17 protein-coding genes are annotated in these 17,856 nt (G+C 57.4%); 4 read left to right on the forward strand and 13 right to left on the reverse strand.

Annotated elements, in window-relative coordinates:
- Positions 1–18: 18 nt before the first annotated feature.
- The 11 genes from rsmG to LG31_RS0114995 all read right to left on the reverse strand — a co-directional run bounded on the left by rsmG (position 19) and on the right by LG31_RS0114995 (position 10,192).
- A complete protein-coding gene (gene rsmG, locus LG31_RS0114950; RefSeq protein WP_033115246.1) occupies positions 19–645 on the reverse strand; it encodes a 16S rRNA (guanine(527)-N(7))-methyltransferase RsmG in 627 nt (208 codons plus the stop codon).
- An 8-nt stretch (positions 646–653) separates the two neighbouring features.
- Positions 654–2,543, reverse strand: coding sequence for a tRNA uridine-5-carboxymethylaminomethyl(34) synthesis enzyme MnmG (gene mnmG / locus LG31_RS0114955; protein ID WP_033115247.1), 1,890 nt, complete (start codon positions 2,541–2,543; stop codon positions 654–656).
- Positions 2,544–3,051: 508 nt separating this feature from the next.
- Entirely contained in the window at positions 3,052–3,501 is a 450-nt protein-coding gene (mioC, locus tag LG31_RS0114960) for an FMN-binding protein MioC (protein ID WP_033115248.1), read from the reverse strand.
- Between the two features lie 413 nt (positions 3,502–3,914).
- A complete protein-coding gene (gene mnmE / locus LG31_RS0114965) occupies positions 3,915–5,276 on the reverse strand; it encodes a tRNA uridine-5-carboxymethylaminomethyl(34) synthesis GTPase MnmE (protein WP_033115249.1) in 1,362 nt (453 codons plus the stop codon).
- A gap of 110 nt (positions 5,277–5,386) precedes the next feature.
- A complete protein-coding gene (yidC, locus tag LG31_RS0114970; RefSeq protein ID WP_033115250.1) occupies positions 5,387–7,033 on the reverse strand; it encodes a membrane protein insertase YidC in 1,647 nt (548 codons plus the stop codon).
- Between the two features lie 5 nt (positions 7,034–7,038).
- Positions 7,039–7,287, reverse strand: a complete 249-nt coding sequence (yidD, locus tag LG31_RS20540) for a membrane protein insertion efficiency factor YidD (RefSeq protein WP_010672280.1) — start codon at positions 7,285–7,287, stop codon at positions 7,039–7,041.
- Complete coding sequence (gene rnpA / locus LG31_RS0114975) at positions 7,254–7,613, reverse strand: ribonuclease P protein component (RefSeq protein ID WP_005342318.1); 360 nt, start codon at positions 7,611–7,613, stop codon at positions 7,254–7,256. Before rnpA ends, yidD begins: the two co-directional genes overlap by 34 nt.
- Positions 7,613–7,747, reverse strand: coding sequence for a 50S ribosomal protein L34 (gene rpmH, locus LG31_RS0114980; RefSeq protein ID WP_005307156.1), 135 nt, complete (start codon positions 7,745–7,747; stop codon positions 7,613–7,615). Before rpmH ends, rnpA begins: the two co-directional genes overlap by 1 nt.
- A 270-nt stretch (positions 7,748–8,017) precedes the next feature.
- Complete coding sequence (locus tag LG31_RS0114985; RefSeq protein WP_033115251.1) at positions 8,018–8,752, reverse strand: amino acid ABC transporter ATP-binding protein; 735 nt, start codon at positions 8,750–8,752, stop codon at positions 8,018–8,020.
- Positions 8,753–8,764: 12 nt separating this feature from the next.
- Positions 8,765–9,433 (reverse strand): amino acid ABC transporter permease, encoded by a 669-nt coding sequence (locus LG31_RS0114990; RefSeq protein ID WP_152598406.1) that lies wholly within the window; start codon positions 9,431–9,433, stop codon positions 8,765–8,767.
- Positions 9,434–10,192: an amino acid ABC transporter substrate-binding protein gene (locus LG31_RS0114995; RefSeq protein ID WP_033115252.1), complete on the reverse strand. Its 759-nt coding sequence runs from the start codon at positions 10,190–10,192 to the stop codon at positions 9,434–9,436.
- A 311-nt stretch (positions 10,193–10,503) separates the two neighbouring features.
- Between LG31_RS0114995 and dnaA the strand changes: the two genes are divergently transcribed.
- From dnaA to gyrB, 4 genes are read left to right on the forward strand one after another with little or no spacing between them, the layout of a single operon-like run.
- Entirely contained in the window at positions 10,504–11,880 is a 1,377-nt protein-coding gene (gene dnaA, locus LG31_RS0115000; protein WP_033115253.1) for a chromosomal replication initiator protein DnaA, read from the forward strand.
- A 15-nt stretch (positions 11,881–11,895) separates the two neighbouring features.
- Positions 11,896–12,999, forward strand: coding sequence for a DNA polymerase III subunit beta (gene dnaN, locus LG31_RS0115005; RefSeq protein WP_033115254.1), 1,104 nt, complete (start codon positions 11,896–11,898; stop codon positions 12,997–12,999).
- Between the two features lie 2 nt (positions 13,000–13,001).
- Positions 13,002–14,105 carry a DNA replication/repair protein RecF gene (gene recF / locus LG31_RS0115010; protein ID WP_033115255.1) on the forward strand — a complete coding sequence of 368 codons (1,104 nt, stop codon included), beginning with the start codon at positions 13,002–13,004 and terminating at the stop codon, positions 14,103–14,105.
- Positions 14,102–16,513 (forward strand): DNA topoisomerase (ATP-hydrolyzing) subunit B, encoded by a 2,412-nt coding sequence (gene gyrB / locus LG31_RS0115015; protein ID WP_033115256.1) that lies wholly within the window; start codon positions 14,102–14,104, stop codon positions 16,511–16,513. The genes recF and gyrB overlap by 4 nt, the downstream gene beginning before the upstream one ends.
- 68 nt (positions 16,514–16,581) lie before the next feature.
- Here the strand turns inward: gyrB and LG31_RS0115020 are convergent, their stop codons facing one another.
- Both LG31_RS0115020 and LG31_RS0115025 read right to left on the reverse strand, forming a co-directional pair.
- Entirely contained in the window at positions 16,582–17,346 is a 765-nt protein-coding gene (locus LG31_RS0115020; protein WP_033115257.1) for a GNAT family N-acetyltransferase, read from the reverse strand.
- An 80-nt stretch (positions 17,347–17,426) separates the two neighbouring features.
- Positions 17,427–17,804, reverse strand: a complete 378-nt coding sequence (locus tag LG31_RS0115025) for a VOC family protein (RefSeq protein WP_033115258.1) — start codon at positions 17,802–17,804, stop codon at positions 17,427–17,429.
- Between the last annotated feature and the right edge of the window lie 52 nt (positions 17,805–17,856).

Genomic DNA, 17,856 nt, shown 5'->3' on the forward strand with positions numbered 1-17,856 from the left:
CTAAATGAAACTGCGACCCTATTCGGGCTGGATATGTTTGAATTCCAGCAGATGACGTTCGCCTTCCAGCTCCGGCACCCGCAACTCATGACAGGCTACCAGACGGATATTGGCAGGCAACTGGGCCAGCTCCTCTGCGGGATATTGTCCCTTGAGCGCGAGGAAGCTGCCCTGTTCTGACGGCAGGTGGTGACACCAGCTCAGCATGTCCTCCAGCGAAGCGAACGCTCTGCTGAGTACACCATCAAACCCGACTTCGGGTTGATACTCTTCCACCCGGGATTTGATCGGCGTCACATTGGTCAACCCCAGCTCCAGAATGACCTGGCGGATGAAGTTGATCCGTTTGCCCAGACTGTCCAGCAGAACGAACTGCTTGTCCGGGTTGATGATGGCCAGCGGCAGTCCAGGCAAGCCGGGACCGGTCCCCACATCGATGAAGCGCTCCCCATGCAAGTGGGGGCTTACCACCAGACTGTCGAGGATATGCTTGACCAGCATGGCGTCCGGATCACGAACCGAGGTGAGATTGTAAGCCTTGTTCCACTTGTGCAGCAACTCGACCAGCTGCACCAGTTGGCTCTTTTGGGTATCGGTGATAACAATTCCGGCCTGCATGAGCAGGCCGTTCAATCTTTCCAACATGGGATTCCTCAGGCTGTTTTACGCAGCAGGCCGTGTTTTTTCAGGTGCACCAGCAGAATGGAGATGGCCGCCGGGGTGATGCCGGAGATGCGGGAAGCCTGACCGATGGTCTGCGGCTTGGCATCGTTGAGCTTGGCTTTCACCTCGTTGGAGAGGCCATTCACATCGCGATAGTCGAGATCCAGCGGCAACAGGGTGTTCTCGTTGCGCAGCTGCTTCTCCACTTCGTCCTGCTGACGATCGATGTAACCGGCGTACTTGATCTGGATTTCCACCTGCTCGGCAGCGGCAGGATCCGCCACGGCAGGGCCGATCCCGTCGATGGTCATCAGGGCATCGTAGGTCACTTCCGGACGACGCAGCAGCTCTTCCAGGCTCTGTTCGCGCGTCAGCGGGGTGTTGACCAGGGCGTTGACCGCCTCCAGCGACGGATGCTGCGGGTGGATCCAGGTCGAGCGCATACGCTGACGCTCCAGCTCTACCTGCTCCATCTTGGCGTTGAACTTGCTCCAGCGCTCGTCATCCACCAGACCCAGCTCGCGACCGATGGTGGTCAGGCGGATATCGGCGTTGTCTTCACGCAGCAGCAGACGATATTCGGCACGGCTGGTGAACATGCGATAGGGTTCACGGGTACCCAGGGTGGAGAGGTCGTCCATCATCACGCCCATGTAGGCCTGATCCCGGCGAGGGTTCCAGGGATCCTTGTCCTGCGCACGCAGGGCTGCGTTCAGACCGGCCATCAGGCCTTGTGCTGCCGCCTCTTCGTAACCGGTCGTCCCGTTGATCTGGCCAGCGAAGAACAGGTTTGGAATGCACTTGCTCTCCATGTTGGCCTTGAGATCCCGCGGATCGAAGAAATCGTACTCGATGGCATAACCCGGGCGGGTGATGTGGGCATTCTCGAAGCCGCGCACGGAGCGAACGATCTGCACCTGCACGTCAAACGGCAAGCTGGTGGAGATCCCGTTCGGGTAGAGCTCGTGGGTGGTCAGGCCTTCCGGCTCGACGAAGATCTGGTGCGCAGTCTTGTCGGCAAAGCGGGTGATCTTGTCCTCGATCGACGGGCAGTAGCGCGGGCCGATCCCTTCGATCACCCCGGCGTACATGGGGCTGCGATCCAGGTTATTGCGGATCACATCATGGGTGCGCTCGTTGGTATGGGTTACGTAGCAAGGCACCTGACGGGGATGCTGGCTGGCATCACCGATGAAAGAGAATACCGGACGCGGATCGTCACCGTGCTGCTCCTGCATTACGGAGAAATCGACGCTGCGGGCATCGATGCGGGGCGGAGTGCCGGTCTTGAGGCGATCGATGCGCAGCGGCAGTTCGCGCAGGCGCTGGGCGAGGGCGATCGAGGGAGGATCCCCGGCACGGCCGCCCTTGTAGTTCTCCATCCCGATATGGATCAAACCATTCAGGAAAGTGCCTACAGTCAACACCACAGTCTTGCCGCTAATGCGGATCCCGCTCTGGGTCACCACACCGGCAACACGATCCCCGTCCATGATGAGATCGTCACAGGCCTGCTGGAAGATCTTCAGGTTGGGGTAGTTCTCCAGCATCTGGCGTACGACAGCCTTGTAAAGCAGGCGATCTGCCTGAGCGCGGGTAGCGCGTACTGCTGGCCCTTTGGATGAGTTGAGAGTGCGGAACTGGATCCCGCCAAGATCGATGGCTCGAGCCATGATCCCGCCGAGAGCGTCAACTTCCTTGACCAGGTGTCCCTTGCCGATCCCGCCGATCGCCGGGTTGCAGGACATATGCCCCAGCGTATCGATATTGTGGGTCAGCAACAGGGTATTCATGCCCATACGGGCTGCCGCTGTTGCTGCTTCGGTTCCGGCATGACCGCCACCGACGACGATCACATCAAATTGTTCATGGTATTGCATTGGGATCACCTTGATCTGCACGCCTGAAGATCTGTATTTGCCTGAGCTAAAAGGCGGAACATTCTATCTGTTTCACGCCCTGAGGGGAACGTCTACTTAACGTTCAGTATGAAGAGAGGATCCACTAAATAGATCTTAAGGATCTTTAGATCGATCTTTTACTGGATCTTTTATTAGGATCAGCAAGATCTGTTGATAAGCACTTTTTGATCATAAAGATCATTCAGTTAAAGGCGATCCCAGCTTGTGGAAAAGCTTGGATCCTGGCTCCTTGAACCATGGGACAACCCTGACATTTATACACAGGGCAAACCTGCGCAAGATCTCATTCATAGGATAACTATAGGTTTTACAGAGGTTAAACCTGTAGTTATGCACATTTATATGGATTGCTGTGGGTAACCGTGTAGAACAACTTTGCAAGATCCAGCTGTTAATAACCTGGTGGATAGCCGATCTGGGGATAAGTCGGGAGATCGCACTTTTATTGCGGATCTCCCGTGAGTGATCAGGCGATCATGGTCATCCAGTTATGGATCCAGGCTTCTGCTGCATCTTCCGGTATCTCGTAACGGGTTACATCGATATCGAGCCGTTCGCCGATCCGGCTGGCACCGCACTTGGCCAGCAGCCGATCCAACGTCTTGCCGCCCTGACAGAAGGTGTCATAACTGCTGTCACCAAGAGCGATCACTCCATATTTCAGTGAGTTAAGATCCGGATGCTGCTCGGCAAGATCCTTGGCGAAGGGCTGCAGGTTGTCCGGTATATCTCCTGCACCATGGGTGGAAGTGACCACCAGCAGTATGGATCCGGGCTCATCCAGTACTTCGGTCAGCGAGGCAGGGTTGTGGATCCGGGTCTGGTGACCCGCCTGTTCCAGCAGATTGGCCACATGATCGGCGACATATTCGGCGGCCCCCAGCATGGAACCGACGACGATATTGAGTTTTGCCATGGAATGGATCCTGATTCAGAGAAAAGAGGCGAAGCCGGATTCTAACTCCAAAGGATGTGGATAAATATGGATAAAGCTTGGGGATAATGGATCCACTCAGAGATAGCTGTGGATCTTGTCTCTGTGAGGCCAGCTGGGTGGTGCTGTTGAGCGGATGAAATAAAAGAGGCTTGTCAGGATACTTGGGGGCCATTCCCGATGGCATTTTAAGGTGGCTGGGCTCTTTCTACTTCCTTTTCATCAAGTGCTTGAGCATGTGAAATGGTGGGGATTTCCCTTTATTGCACGATATAAAGCAGCAGTAAGGAGGTGCTTACTTCATGTGGTGTCTGCGCCGCCTCTAGGTTGGTGGATGAAAAATGCACAACAAAAGCCCGGGATGAACCCGGGCTTTTGTTGTCTGCGGTACCGGCTTATTTGCCGATGCAGAAGCTGGAGAAGATGCGGCCCAGCAGATCGTCAGAACTGAATTCGCCGGTGATCTCGGAGAGGGACTCCTGCGCGAGGCGCAGCTCTTCGGCTACCAGCTCGCCGGCCACGAACACTTCCAGCTGCTCTTTGGCCACCAGCAGGCGCTCGGCGGCGCGCTCCAGCGCATCCAGATGGCGGCGGCGGGCCATAAAGCCCCCTTCGGTGTTGCCCTGGAAGCCCATGCAAGCCTTCAGGTGCTCGCGCAGGGCGGGCAGCCCCAGCTCGGTCTTGGCGGAGATGCGGTAGACGGCGTGGCCCTGCTCTTGGCTCGGTGCCAGATCTTCGCCAGTCAGGTCGGCCTTGTTGCGAATAACGGTGAGGCCGATGTTTTTTGGCAACCGATCAACAAATTCCGGCCAGATCTCCCGCGGGTCGACCGCGTCTGTGGTGGTGCCATCCACCATAAACAGCACCCGATCTGCCTGTTCAATCTCGGCCCAGGCGCGCTCGATTCCGATCTGCTCCACCTTGTCCTGGGTGTCGCGCAGGCCGGCGGTGTCGATGATATGCAGCGGCATGCCATCGAGATGGATGTGCTCGCGCAGTACGTCGCGGGTGGTACCGGCAATCTCGGTAACGATGGCTGACTCACGGCCTGCCAGAGCGTTGAGCAGGCTCGATTTGCCGGCGTTGGGGCGACCGGCGATCACCACCTTCATCCCTTCCCGCAGCAGGGCGCCCTGCTTGGCTTCACCACGCACGTCGTCCAGCTCGGACATGATGGCGTAGAGGTCGCCCGCTACCTTGCCATCAGATAGGAAGTCGATCTCCTCGTCCGGGAAGTCGATGGCCGCTTCCACATAGATGCGCAGCCGGGTCAGGTTTTCCACCAGCTGCTGGATCTTGCTGGAGAACTGCCCCTGCAGGGAGTGCATGGCGCTGCGGGCAGCCTGTTCGCTGGAGGCTTCAATAAGGTCGGCAATCGCCTCGGCCTGTGCCAGATCCAGCTTGTCGTTGATGAAGGCGCGCTCGCTGAACTCGCCGGGGCGGGCAGGGCGGATCCCGTCGATTTGCAGAATGCGGCGGATCAGCATGTCCATGATGACGGGGCCGCCGTGGCCCTGCAGCTCCAGCACATCTTCGCCCGTGAAGCTGTTGGGGGCCTTGAACAGCAGGGCTATGCCCTGATCCAGTACTTCGCCTTGCTCATCCCTGAACGGCAGATATTCGGCGTAGCGTACCCGCGGGCACTTGCCGAGCACTATCTCGGCAACCTGTTCGGCGGCGGGGCCGGATACCCGGACTATGCCGACGCCACCACGGCCTGGCGCGGTGGCTTGGGCCACGATCGTATCTGTTGTCATCTTGCTTGGCTCGTTTGTTCGCTGATAGGAAAACGTAGTGGGAGACATTGTAATAAAAAAGGCGGCCCGAAGGCCGCCTCTTTTGTCATCACGGGAAGATTAGCTGCGCATCAGTTACGAGTGTGCAGGCCTTTCTTCTCCAGCTGACGATAGATGATGGTCTGCTGGGTGATGGAGATAACGTTGCTCACCAGCCAGTAGAGAGTCAGACCAGCCGGGAACCAGAGGAACATGAAAGTGAAGATGATCGGCATGAACTGCATCACTTTCTGCTGCATCGGGTCGGTAATGGTGGTCGGGCTCATCTTCTGCAGATACCACATGGACGCACCCATGAGGATTGGCAGCACGAAGAAGGGATCCTTCACTGACAGGTCGGTGATCCACAGGGCGAACGGCGCGTGGCGCAGCTCAACAGACTCCATCAGTGCCCAGTAGAGGGCAATGAAGATGGGCATCTGAACCAGGATCGGCAGACAGCCACCGAGCGGGTTGACCTTCTCCTTCTTGTACAGCTCCATCATGCCCTGAGACATCTTCTGGCGATCGTCGCCGAAGCGCTCGCGCAGGGCCGCAATCTTGGGTTGCAGCATGCGCATCTTGGCCATGGAGGTGTACTGGGCCTTGGTCAGCGGGAACATGATGCCGCGTACCAGCAAGGTCAGCATGATGATGGCTACACCCCAGTTCTGGACGAAACCGTGGAACACGGTCAGCAGCCAGTGCAGCGGTTGGGCGATGAACCACAGCCAGCCGTAATCGACGGTCAGGTCGAGGTGGTTTGCCACCTTGGCCATCTGGTCTTGCAGCTTGGGACCAACCCACAGTTTGCTGGTCACTTCGGCCTGTTGACCGGCAGCCACGTCAACCATCGGCGCCTTGTAACCGATGATAGCCTGGCCTTTGCCCGGGATCACACGGCTGTAGAAGCTGTTGGTATCGTTTGCGTTCGGAGCCCAAGCAGAGACGAAGTAGTGTTGCAGCATGGCGACCCAACCACCCTTGGTGGTCTTGCTCAGGTCGGCATCCTTCATCTCATCGAAGGTGTACTTCTTGTAGCGGGTATCTTCAGTGGAGAAGGCACCGCCGCGGTAAGCACTGGCTACCATGGCATGGCCTTGCTGGTCTTTCGGAGTCGCCACGGTCTGCTTCAGCTGACCGTAGAACTGCACCTGTACCGGCTCGGCGGATTTGTTGTCGATCTTGTAGTCGACGCCAACGGCATAGTCACCACGCTTGAGGATGAACTCCTTGGTGAAGACAACGCCCTTGCTGTCGGTCCAGGTCATCGGTACGACGACTTGATCCTGACCATCGGCCAGCTGGTAGCTGGTCTGGGCGGCTTCATAGGTGGGACGACCCTGGGCCTGGCTGTCAGGACCATCGCGACCAACCAGACCGCTCTGGGCAACATAGAGATGCTCAGGCTGGCTGGTCAGCAGTACGAACGGTTGATCCTTGCCTTCTTCCAGCTTGTGGGCCAGCAGTTCAGCAGAGACGATGTCGCCACCCTGGGTATCCAGAGTCAGCTTGAGCACGTCGGAGGAGACGGTGATCAGCTTGCGTGCGGCAGTCGCATTGGCTTGCTCGGAAACCTGAGGAATATCACCGGATTGACCGGCTTCAGGTACGAAATGTTCGGTTTGGGCCACGGTAGTCGGGGCCGGCTTGGGAGCCTTGTCGGACTCCCACTGTTGCCAGAGCAAAAAGCTCACGAACAGCAAACCGATCAGGAGTAGATTGCGTTGTGATTCCATAGTCTTCAGTTTCTTCGCTTTGGTTGCGGAACCGGGTCATAACCACCCTCGGATAAGGGATGGCATTTTAATAGACGTTTGCTGGCTAACCAAACGCCTTTTATGAAACCGTGAAGTCGGATTGCTTCTATCGCAAATTGGGAACAAGTCGGGGTAAAACGGCAGCGCGGCCCCAGCAGAGGGCTAATGATTAGCTGATACAGACGTATCAGTTTGATAGCTACCCATTGCAACGGCGTGACAGAGTGCGCCATAGCTTTTCCAGTAACTTGAACAGTTCCTCGTTATCCATCTCTTTCACACCGGCCTTGGCGATCACCACGATGTCGATAGCGGGCAGCTGATGTTGTTTGAGGCGGAAACTTTCCCGAACCACCCGTTTGACACGGTTACGCCAAACGGCACGCTTGAGTGCTTTTTTGGGCACAGCGAGACCAAGACGAGGGTGTTCGAGCGAATTGGGAGAGGCGAGAAGAGTAATCTGCGGAGAGGCGGCCCGGACAGGCTCGGCGAAAACGCGTTTGAAGTGTTCGGGAGTTAACAGACGTAACTCCCGAGAGAAGGTGTGCTGGGTAGGCATTAGACTACCAGGCGGGCACGACCCTTGGCACGACGAGCGGCCAGAACTTTACGACCGTTGGCAGTTGCCATGCGGGCGCGGAAACCGTGAGAGCGCTTGCGCTTCAGGTTGGACGGTTGAAAAGTACGTTTCATGATTCGATTCCGTATTACTGTACAGTTTTGATTGTCACACTTAGCCGACGCGCCAGCTATAGCGTGTGACGACTAGCAAAAGAGGCCGAATTCTAAACAGAGTTCGGCTTTTAGTCAATCCGCCGTTCCCTCTCATCCTGCGGTGGTCTTGAAAAGGCCACTGCCGAGCGTGAGGATCCAGAGGATCGAGGGCTCCGGATTATACTGGCAACCCGGGGTTAAACAAGGGATCCCTCAATAAAAAAGGCGGCCAGGCCGCCAAAGAGAGAGCTATTTAAGGACTTTCCGCAAGAACTCCCGGGTACGGGGATCCTTGGGATCGACCAATATCTGATCCGGCGGGCCCTGCTCCACGATCCGGCCACCTTCCATGAAGATCACCCGATCGGCCACATCCCGTGCGAATTCAATCTCGTGGGTCACCACCACCATGGTCTGGTGCTGGCTAGCCAGCTTTTTCATCAGCCCGAGCACTTCATCGACCCATTCCGGATCGAGCGCCGAGGTGGGTTCGTCAAACAAGATCACCTTGGAGTGGGCCGCCATGGCCCGGCCGATGCCGACCCGTTGCTGCTGGCCGCCGGAGAGGGAGGCCGGATAGGCGTCCTTCTTGTCGGCAAGACCAATGTCCTCAAGGATGCCGAGGGCGGTAGCACGAGCTTCCGCCTTCGGCTGTTTCCAGACGGTAATCAACCCTTCAGCGATGTTGTCCAGCGCCGTCTTGTTGGCAAACAGGGCGTAGTTCTGGAACACGAAGGATGCCCGTTTGCGCAGCTCGATGGCTTGCTGCTCGCTGGCATCTGCCAGATTGAGCTGCAGATCGTCGATGGCAAGCGAGCCTGCATCCGGGGTCTCCAGCAGGTTCAGGCAGCGCAACAGGGTCGATTTGCCGGTGCCGGAGGGGCCGATAATGACCACTATCTCCCCCTTCTTTACCTCCAGATCGATGCCGTTGAGCACCTGATTGCCGTGATATGCCTTGGAGAGGCCGGTTAGCTTGATCATGAGAGCCCTCCTTTAATAGGCACGATTGAGACGAATTTCCAGCAGGTGCTGCAAGCGGGTGAAGAAGATGACCACCACCCAGTAGATGAGCGCCACCGCCATAAAGCTCTCGAAGAACTTGAACGAGGAAGAGGCTTCCATCTGTGCCTTGCCCATGATCTCGGCCACACCCAGGGTAAAGGCCAGCGAGGTGCTTTTGATCATGTCGATGAAGTAGTTCATCAGCGACGGGGTGGCGATGCGTGCCGCCTGCGGCAGGATGATCCGCTGCATCGCCTGATAACGGCTCATGCCGATGCTGAGCGCCGCTTCCATCTGGCTTTTGTGAATACCCAGGATCGACGCCCTGATCGACTCGGCCATGTAGGCGGCAAAGTGGAGGGTCAAACCTATGATGGCAGCGGTAAAGGCATCCATCCCGGAAAATATGTGGAACAGTTGCGGTAGCCCGTAATAGAGCAGAAACAGCTGGACGAGCAGCGGTGTACCCCGAAAGAACGAGATATAGAGCATCGCCAGCCAGTGGATCACGGGGATGCGAAAGACCCGTACTATCGCCAGGGCCAGCGACAGTACGAGTGCCAACGCGAATCCCCACAGGGCCATCTCCATCGTGGTGCCCAGATATTTGAGCAGGATGGGAAACAGCCCCAGGGTGTACTCGATATCGAAGTGCATCATTTATTTGTCGGTGATGTCGGACGCGAACCATTTCTCGGAGATTTGACGCAGGGAGCCATCCTTGCGCATGGCGGTCAGCGCCTCATCGACCTTCTTCAGCAGCGCCTGCTTCTCCGGGGTCTTCAGGAAGGGCAGGGCGTTCTCGATCGTCTCGAACGGTGCGCCAGCCTGTTGCAGCGGCAGCTTGGACTCCTTGATCAGCTGGGCGGTGGAGACGCGGTCCATCACGAAGGCGTCGATGCGGCCCAGCGCGACATCCTGCTCGAAGGCGGAGTCATAGGTGCGGATATCGATTTTGTGGTTCGGATCATTCTTGCGCAGCAGCTCTTCAAAGTTGGAGCCAAGGTTGACCGCGACCTTCTTGCCTTCCAGATCCTTGATGCCGTGGATGGTGTTGTTGCCCTGACGGACCACGATCTGGGCGCCGTCATAGACGTAGGGCTGGGAGAAGTCGTACTTCGCCTTGCGCTCGTCGGTGATGGTGATCTGGTTGGAGATGGTATCGACACGGCCGGTTTCCAGCATGCCAAACAGGCCGGAGAAGCTGGCGGTCACGAACTCGACTTTGTAGCCGGTACGCTCGCCGATCTGGTTCCACATATCCACTTCAAAGCCCTGCAGTTTGTCCTGCTTGACGAAAGTGAACGGGAAGTACTTGCCGGACATGCCGACCTTGATGGTCTCCTGGGCGATGGCCTGACCAGACAGGGTGGCCAACAGGATGGCTGCGCCGGAAATAAGCTTGATGGAAGTTTTCATGGGGTTTCTCTCTCTAAATATCTTGTATTTGTAGTTGTAATAACTGCTTTGGCGCTGATGTTATTGGAATAAAATTTAAAAAATAAATGACATTTGGTTATATGAAATAACAGGAGTGCAGCATGAGATCCGCCAGTTGCAGCAGTGGATCAAGCTGTGGGTAACTTTGGGGATGAAAGATGATCCGGAGGCGCTGGATCCTTGAAAGTCAAGGATCTTATTTGCTGGATCCGTGGGGGCACGGCTGGAGATCCGGCGGCTAAAAACGTAGAATAGCCGGTCTTTAGTTAATCAATCGACAGGAGTTTAGAGTGACTGCTTCGCTATGGCAGCAGTGCCTTAACCGGCTGCAAGATGAGTTGCCCTCGGCAGAATTCAGCATGTGGATCCGGCCGCTTCAAGCGGAGTTGAGTGACAATACTCTGACCCTGTATGCACCGAATCGCTTCGTTCTGGACTGGGTACGAGACAAGTACCTCATCCGGGTGAACGGCATCATTAACGAACTTTGCGGAGTCGATGGCCCCGCCCTGCGTTTTGATATTGGCAATCGTCCCCACCCCGTCACCGTCGCTGCAAGCAGAGCGCCGGCGCAGGGAGCTGCGCCTGTGAATAACTTGCAGAAGAGCTGGGAAAGCAAGCCCGAAACCAAGCCCGAGCCGAATCACAAGAGCAACACCAACGTGAACTATACCTTCGAGAATTTCGTCGAGGGTAAGTCCAACCAGTTGGCTCGTGCGGCTGCCCGTCAGGTGGCGGACAATCCGGGTGGCGCTTACAACCCGCTGTTCCTCTATGGCGGTACCGGTTTAGGTAAAACCCACCTGCTGCACGCCGTTGGCAATGCCATCAAGGAGAGCAAAAAAGATGCGAAAGTCATCTATATGCACTCCGAGCGGTTCGTGCAGGACATGGTGAAAGCGCTGCAAAACAACGCCATTGAAGAGTTCAAGCGTTACTATCGCAGCGTCGATGCCCTGCTCATCGATGACATCCAGTTCTTCGCCAACAAGGAGCGCTCCCAGGAGGAGTTCTTCCATACCTTCAACGCCTTGCTCGAAGGCAACCAGCAGATCATCCTCACCTCGGATCGCTATCCGAAAGAGATCAACGGTGTCGAGGATCGCCTCAAGTCCCGCTTCGGCTGGGGCCTGACTGTGGCGATCGAACCACCGGAGCTGGAGACTCGCGTCGCCATCCTGATGCGCAAGGCGGACGAGAACCAGATCCACCTGCCGGACGAAGTGGCCTTCTTCATCGCCAAACGGCTGCGTTCCAACGTCCGTGAACTGGAAGGGGCCCTCAACCGGGTGATCGCCAACGCCAACTTCACCGGTCGCGCCATCAACATCGACTTCGTACGCGAAGCGCTGCGCGATCTGCTGGCGTTGCAGGAGAAGCTGGTCACCATCGACAATATCCAGAAGACGGTGGCGGAGTACTACAAGATCAAGCTTGCGGATCTGCTCTCCAAGCGCCGTTCCCGCTCCGTGGCCCGCCCGCGCCAGCTGGCGATGGCACTGGCCAAGGAGCTGACCAACCACAGTTTGCCGGAGATAGGTGATGCCTTTGGTGGCCGTGACCATACCACCGTTCTTCATGCCTGCCGCAAGATCGAGCAGCTGAAGGAGGAGAGTCACGACATCAAGGAGGACTACTCCAACCTGATCCGTACCCTTTCTTCCTGATAACGGAGAGCACAGATGCAGCTCGAAATTAGCCGTGAGGCCCTGTTACGTCCTCTGCAACTGGTGTCCGGTGCCCTGGGTGGCCGACCGACCCTGCCGATCCTCGGCAATGTGCTGCTTGATGTCAGCAACGGTCTGCTGTCGCTGACCGGTACCGATCTCGAAGTAGAGATGATCGGTCAGGTCTATCTGAATGGCGCCAGCGAAGATGGTCGCACCACTGTGCCGGCACGCAAGCTGCTGGACATCTGCCGTGGTCTGCCGGAAGGCGCCGAGATCCGCCTCAACACCGAAGGCGATCGCCTGATCATCCGTTCCGGCCGTTCCCGTTTCAATCTGTCGACCCTGCCAGCGACTGAGTATCCGAACATCGAGGATTGGGAGTCCGTGCTCGAGTTCGATATCAGCCAGCTGGAGCTGAAGAAGCTGATCGACGCGACCCAGTTCTCCATGGCCAGCCAGGATGTGCGTTACTACCTGAACGGCATGCTGTTCGAGAGTGAAGGTCACGGTCTGCGTACCGTGGCGACCGACGGTCACCGTCTGGCCACCTGCCGCCGCGAGGTGGTCGGGGAATCGCTGCCCGATCATCAGGTTATCCTGCCGCGCAAAGGGGTGCTGGAGCTGGTGCGTCTGCTGGAAGCGGAAGACAAGCCGGTGCGACTGCAGATCGGTCGCAGCAACCTGCGTGCCGCCCTCGACGGCTTCATCTTCACCTCCAAGCTGGTGGATGGTCGTTTCCCGGACTGGCGCCGGGTCATTCCGCGCAACAGCGACAAGGCTCTGATCGCCGGCCGTGAGGATCTGCGTCAGGCGTTTGCCCGCGCGGCGATCCTCTCCAACGAAAAATTCCGTGGGGTGCGTCTCAATCTGCAGGAAAACCTGCTGCGCATCACCGCCAACAACCCGGAACAGGAAGAAGCGGAAGAGCTGCTTGACGTACAATACGCTGCTGGCGAGATGGAGATCGGATTCAACGTCTCTTATGTGCTGGACGTGCTGAATACGTTAAAATGTGAGCAAATCCGGGTTAGCCTGAGCGATTCCGTCAGCAGCGCCATTATTGAGGATTTTGAAAATCAGGATGCTCAGTACGTGGTAATGCCGATGCGGATCTAGTCGTGTCTCTGGTCAAACTCCAGCTCAGCGACTTTCGCAATATCCAGCAAGCCAGTCTCGCGTTGTCACCCGGCCTCAATATTCTGGTCGGGTGCAATGGCAGCGGCAAGACCAGCGTGCTGGAAGCCATTCACTACCTTGGTCTGGGGCGCTCCTTTCGCACTCATCTGACCGGGCGGGTTATCCGCCAGGGGGAGAGGGCGTTTACCCTGTTTGCCCAGTGCGAACTGGATGGGCGTCAGGTGCCTATCGGTCTTGCCAAGGACAAGAGTGGCGAGACCCAGCTCAAGATTGCCGGAGCGCAGGCGCAGCGATTGGCCGATCTGGCCGAATTGCTGCCGGTGCAACTCATTCATCCGGATGGCTTCAATCTGCTGACCGGGGGGCCGCAGGCTCGTCGGGCCTGGCTCGATTGGGGGGTGTTTCATCAGGAACCCACCTTCTTCGCCCTGTGGGGGCGGGTGCGGCGGCTGCTGAAACAGCGTAATGCGCTGCTGCGCCAGAGTACCCAATATCGCCAGCTGGCGTTCTGGGATCAGGAGCTGGTGCGGCTGGGTGGTGAACTGGCAGGCTTTCGCGCCAGTTATTGTCAGGCCATTACGCCCCTGATCAAGGAGATGACGGCGGATTTCCTGCCGGAATTCGATATCAGTCTTGGTTTTTACCGGGGCTGGGAGAAAGATACCCCCCTCAACGAACTGCTGGAGGCGGGGTTTGAGCGGGATCGGGCGCTGGGCTACACCGGTGTCGGTCCGCAGAAAGCCGATGTGCGCCTCAAGGCGAACGGGGTGCCTGCTCAGGATATTTTGTCCCGGGGTCAGCTCAAGCTGCTGGTTTGTGCCATGCGCTTGGCCCAAGGGCTCTATTTGAATCAACATAGCAGCCGTGGCTGTATTTTTTTAATTGACGATTTTGCCTCTGAACTGGATGTCGAGAAGCGTCGCCTCCTAGCCGCAAGGCTGAAGCAGTGCGCGTCCCAGGTGTTTATCACCGCCATCGATACCGGTCAGCTCGCAGACATGATGGATGCGAATGACTGCAAGTTGTTCCACGTGGAACAAGGCAAGATCTCCGAAACGTTAGAGAAGGCAGAGAGTAAGCTATGAGTGAAAATACTTACGACTCCTCGAATATCAAGGTGCTGAAGGGCCTGGATGCGGTCCGCAAGCGCCCGGGGATGTATATCGGCGATACGGATGATGGCTCGGGTCTGCACCACATGGTGTTCGAAGTCGTCGATAACTCCATTGACGAGGCGCTCGCTGGCTACTGCTCCGATATTCAGGTCAAGATCCATTCCGATGGCTCCGTCTCCGTACGCGATAACGGCCGTGGTATTCCGGTCGATATTCACCCGGAAGAGGGCCGCTCCGCTGCTGAAGTCATCATGACCGTGCTGCACGCTGGCGGTAAGTTCGATGACAACTCCTACAAGGTTTCCGGTGGTCTGCACGGCGTCGGCGTCTCCGTTGTTAACGCGCTCTCTGACAAGCTGCTGCTGACCATTCGTCGTAACGGCCACGTCTACGAACAGACCTATCATCTGGGTGAGCCGCAGGCTCCGCTCAAGCAGATTGGTGACAGCACTGGCACCGGTACCGAAGTTCGCTTCTGGCCGAGCCCGACTATCTTCAGCGACACCCTGTTTCACTACGAGATCCTGGCCAAGCGCCTGCGCGAACTCTCCTTCCTCAACTCCGGCGTTTCCATCCGTCTGATGGATGAGCGTGATGGCCGCGAGGCGCACTTCTGCTATGAAGGCGGTATCAAGGCGTTCGTTGAGTACCTGAACCAGAACAAAACCCCGATCCACCCGAAGGTGTTCCACTTCACCACCGAACAGGATGGCATCGGTGTGGAAGTCGCCATGCAGTGGAATGACGCCTATCAGGAAGGGGTCTACTGCTTCACCAACAACATTCCGCAGCGCGATGGTGGTACCCACCTCGTTGGTTTCCGTACCGCGCTGACCCGTACCCTCAACTCCTACATGGAGAAAGAGGACTACAGCAAGAAGGCCAAATCTGCCGCCAGCGGTGATGACGTGCGTGAAGGTTTGATTGCCGTTATCTCCGTCAAGGTGCCGGATCCCAAGTTCTCCTCCCAGACCAAAGACAAGCTGGTCTCTTCCGAAGTGAAGACCGCCGTTGAACAGGCTATGGGTGAGAAGCTGGCCGACTTCCTGCTGGAAAACCCGGGCGACGCCAAGATCGTGGTCAACAAGATCATCGATGCGGCTCGTGCCCGTGAAGCGGCCCGCAAGGCCCGTGAACTGACCCGCCGCAAAGGCGCGCTGGATATCGCCGGTTTGCCCGGCAAGCTGGCTGACTGTCAGGAAAAAGACCCGGCGCTCTCCGAACTCTACATAGTGGAAGGGGACTCTGCTGGCGGTTCCGCCAAGCAGGGTCGCAACCGTAAGAACCAGGCCATCCTGCCGCTCAAGGGCAAGATCCTGAACGTGGAGAAGGCCCGTTTCGACAAGATGATCTCTTCGCAAGAGGTGGGCACCCTGATCACCGCACTGGGCTGCGGTATCGGTCGCGACGAGTACAACCCGGACAAGCTGCGTTATCACAACATCATCATCATGACCGATGCGGACGTCGATGGTGCGCACATCCGAACTCTGCTGCTGACCTTCTTCTATCGTCAGATGCCGGAAATCATCGAGCGTGGCTATGTCTATATCGCCCAGCCGCCGCTCTACAAAGTGAAGAAGGGCAAGCAGGAGCAGTATCTGAAAGACGAAGATGCGCTGCTGCAGTACCAGACCGCCATGGCGCTGGATGGTGCGACCCTGCACGTCAATGAGTCCGCTCCGGCCATCGGTGGCGAGGCGCTGGAGCGTCTGGTCAACCAGCATCGCTCGGTGACTCACTTGATTACCCGCATGTCTCGCCGTGCACCGGAAGCTGTACTGACCCAGCTGATCTATCAGCCGGAGCTGAACGAAGCGCTGCTGAACAGCGAGAGCGATCTGCTGGCCTGGTGTCAGGGTATGGAAGCCGTGCTCAACGAGAGCAACCAGGGCATCCAGTACCAGATGCAGGTTCGCCGCGATGAAGAGCGCCGCCTGTTCGTGCCGCATGCCGTGGTACGTCAGCACGGTGTCGACCGCGAATACCCGATCAGCTACGACTTCCTGCAATCCTCCGAGTACCGTCAGTTGGTCTCGCTGGGCAAGGAGATCGCCAACCTGATCGAGGACGGTGGTTACATCAAGCGCGGCGAGAAGGTGAAGCCGGTCTCCAGCTTCGTCGAAGCGGTCGAGTGGCTGATGGGCGAAGGCAAACGCGGCATCTATATCCAGCGCTATAAAGGCTTGGGTGAGATGAACCCGGATCAGCTGTGGGAAACCACCATGGATCCGGAAGCTCGCCGCATGCTGCGCGTCACCATCGACGACGCCGTTGGTGCCGACCAGCTCTTCTCCACCCTGATGGGTGATGCTGTAGAGCCGCGTCGCGACTTTATCGAGACCAACGCCCTGCGCGTAGCCAACCTCGACGTTTAATCAGACTCGCTGATTGCAATAAAAAGCCGCTCACAAGAGCGGCTTTTTTACATCTGCAGTCTGCTTTATCAGAGCATTTTGCTCATGATGACCAGGTTGTGAGGTAGCACAGCGCCATCGCTAGCCGTGCGATGGCGCAACGCTGGCACTATGTGGTGGATGACCCTGAACCCCAGCTTGGTATAGAAAGGCTCGGCGGTCTGGGTACCGAGATTGACCTCGTAAACCCCTTGCTGCGTCAGGTACTCCAGCACGGTATTGGCGAGCAGGGTGCCAGTTCCTGCGGGTTGCCCAGGTTGCACCACCACAGTGCCGATATAGGCGTATCGCCGATTGTCTGTGGAGTAGATAGACCCTGACATACCTCCCTGCAGTTCGCCATTCTCATCATGCAGCATCAAGACAAAGGTCGGCCGGATTTTGGGATCCTGCTCATTGACGGCCTCGATATAGAGGGTTTTGCCTGCCGGATTAGCACCATAATCCAATCGGAAGATTGCCGTGTGATCCGGGCCTGCGGGCATATGAACGGCTTCGTGCTGATAACCGCTTTGGATGAGAGGGGAATAGAGCTCCTGATACGTGGTGAGTATCACCACCTCATTGATGAGGTGGCCCTGCTGCCGCTGTTCATCGATCAGCTGATCCAGATAATCGAGCGGAGTACCGAGAAAGCTGGCTTCCGGGTAGTGGACGATGACGTTAGGGTTGAAGCCAAACTCCTGCTCACGCAGTTGCAGCAGGGCGAAAAGCGCCAGCTGCTTCTCGCTCAGTTCATCGGCTGTGCAGTTCTCTGGCTGATACAGTTTGAGTGGATTATGTCGAGTGGTCATTGTTTATCCATAAAATGATGCGCGCAGATGATAACACAGCCGATGGGATGGGCACGTTCCACGTGGAACATTGAGCCTGATTACCTCAGCTCAGGTGCCGGGCAGTAAAGGCGCAGGCGATGGCCGTCCGGATCAAGCGCCATGCAGGTGTAGCCAAACTCCATCTTGGTTGGAGCCTGGATCAGGGGGAGCCCGCGCGCCAGCCACTCGGCAGACAGGCGATCGACGGCATCATCATCGGGGAGGGCGAAGGCCAGCTCCATCGCTCCGGCCGTTTGGGTCACGGCAGGTTCGACCGTGGCGCTGGACCAGAGCGCCAGTCTGGCGCCTGAATCGAATACGAACATGGCAAAGGTAGGTGACTCCTCCACCGGTTCACGCCCGAACAGCTCGCGGTAGAAGAGAGCGCTGCGGGTCGGGTTGGCAACGTAGAGGATGGTGAATTGGGGGACTAACATGGCGATGCTCCTTGTTGATGAGATGGCGTATCGGCGCCGACCCCCTCAGCAT

It is taken from the genome of Aeromonas lacus, assembly GCF_000764665.1.
GTDB lineage: Bacteria > Pseudomonadota > Gammaproteobacteria > Enterobacterales > Aeromonadaceae > Aeromonas > Aeromonas lacus.

Coding starts and splice junctions, on each gene's coding strand:
- rsmG (WP_033115246.1), bottom strand. CDS start 645: ATGTTGGAAAGATTGAACGGCCTGCTCATGCAGGCCGGAATTGTTATC.
- mnmG (WP_033115247.1), bottom strand. CDS start 2,543: ATGCAATACCATGAACAATTTGATGTGATCGTCGTCGGTGGCGGTCAT.
- mioC (WP_033115248.1), bottom strand. CDS start 3,501: ATGGCAAAACTCAATATCGTCGTCGGTTCCATGCTGGGGGCCGCCGAA.
- mnmE (WP_033115249.1), bottom strand. CDS start 5,276: ATGACAACAGATACGATCGTGGCCCAAGCCACCGCGCCAGGCCGTGGT.
- yidC (WP_033115250.1), bottom strand. CDS start 7,033: ATGGAATCACAACGCAATCTACTCCTGATCGGTTTGCTGTTCGTGAGC.
- yidD (WP_010672280.1), bottom strand. CDS start 7,287: ATGGCGCACTCTGTCACGCCGTTGCAATGGGTAGCTATCAAACTGATA.
- rnpA (WP_005342318.1), bottom strand. CDS start 7,613: ATGCCTACCCAGCACACCTTCTCTCGGGAGTTACGTCTGTTAACTCCC.
- rpmH (WP_005307156.1), bottom strand. CDS start 7,747: ATGAAACGTACTTTTCAACCGTCCAACCTGAAGCGCAAGCGCTCTCAC.
- LG31_RS0114985 (WP_033115251.1), bottom strand. CDS start 8,752: ATGATCAAGCTAACCGGCCTCTCCAAGGCATATCACGGCAATCAGGTG.
- LG31_RS0114990 (WP_152598406.1), bottom strand. CDS start 9,433: ATGATGCACTTCGATATCGAGTACACCCTGGGGCTGTTTCCCATCCTG.
- LG31_RS0114995 (WP_033115252.1), bottom strand. CDS start 10,192: ATGAAAACTTCCATCAAGCTTATTTCCGGCGCAGCCATCCTGTTGGCC.
- dnaN (WP_033115254.1), top strand. CDS start 11,896: ATGCAGCTCGAAATTAGCCGTGAGGCCCTGTTACGTCCTCTGCAACTG.
- gyrB (WP_033115256.1), top strand. CDS start 14,102: ATGAGTGAAAATACTTACGACTCCTCGAATATCAAGGTGCTGAAGGGC.
- LG31_RS0115020 (WP_033115257.1), bottom strand. CDS start 17,346: ATGACCACTCGACATAATCCACTCAAACTGTATCAGCCAGAGAACTGC.
- LG31_RS0115025 (WP_033115258.1), bottom strand. CDS start 17,804: ATGTTAGTCCCCCAATTCACCATCCTCTACGTTGCCAACCCGACCCGC.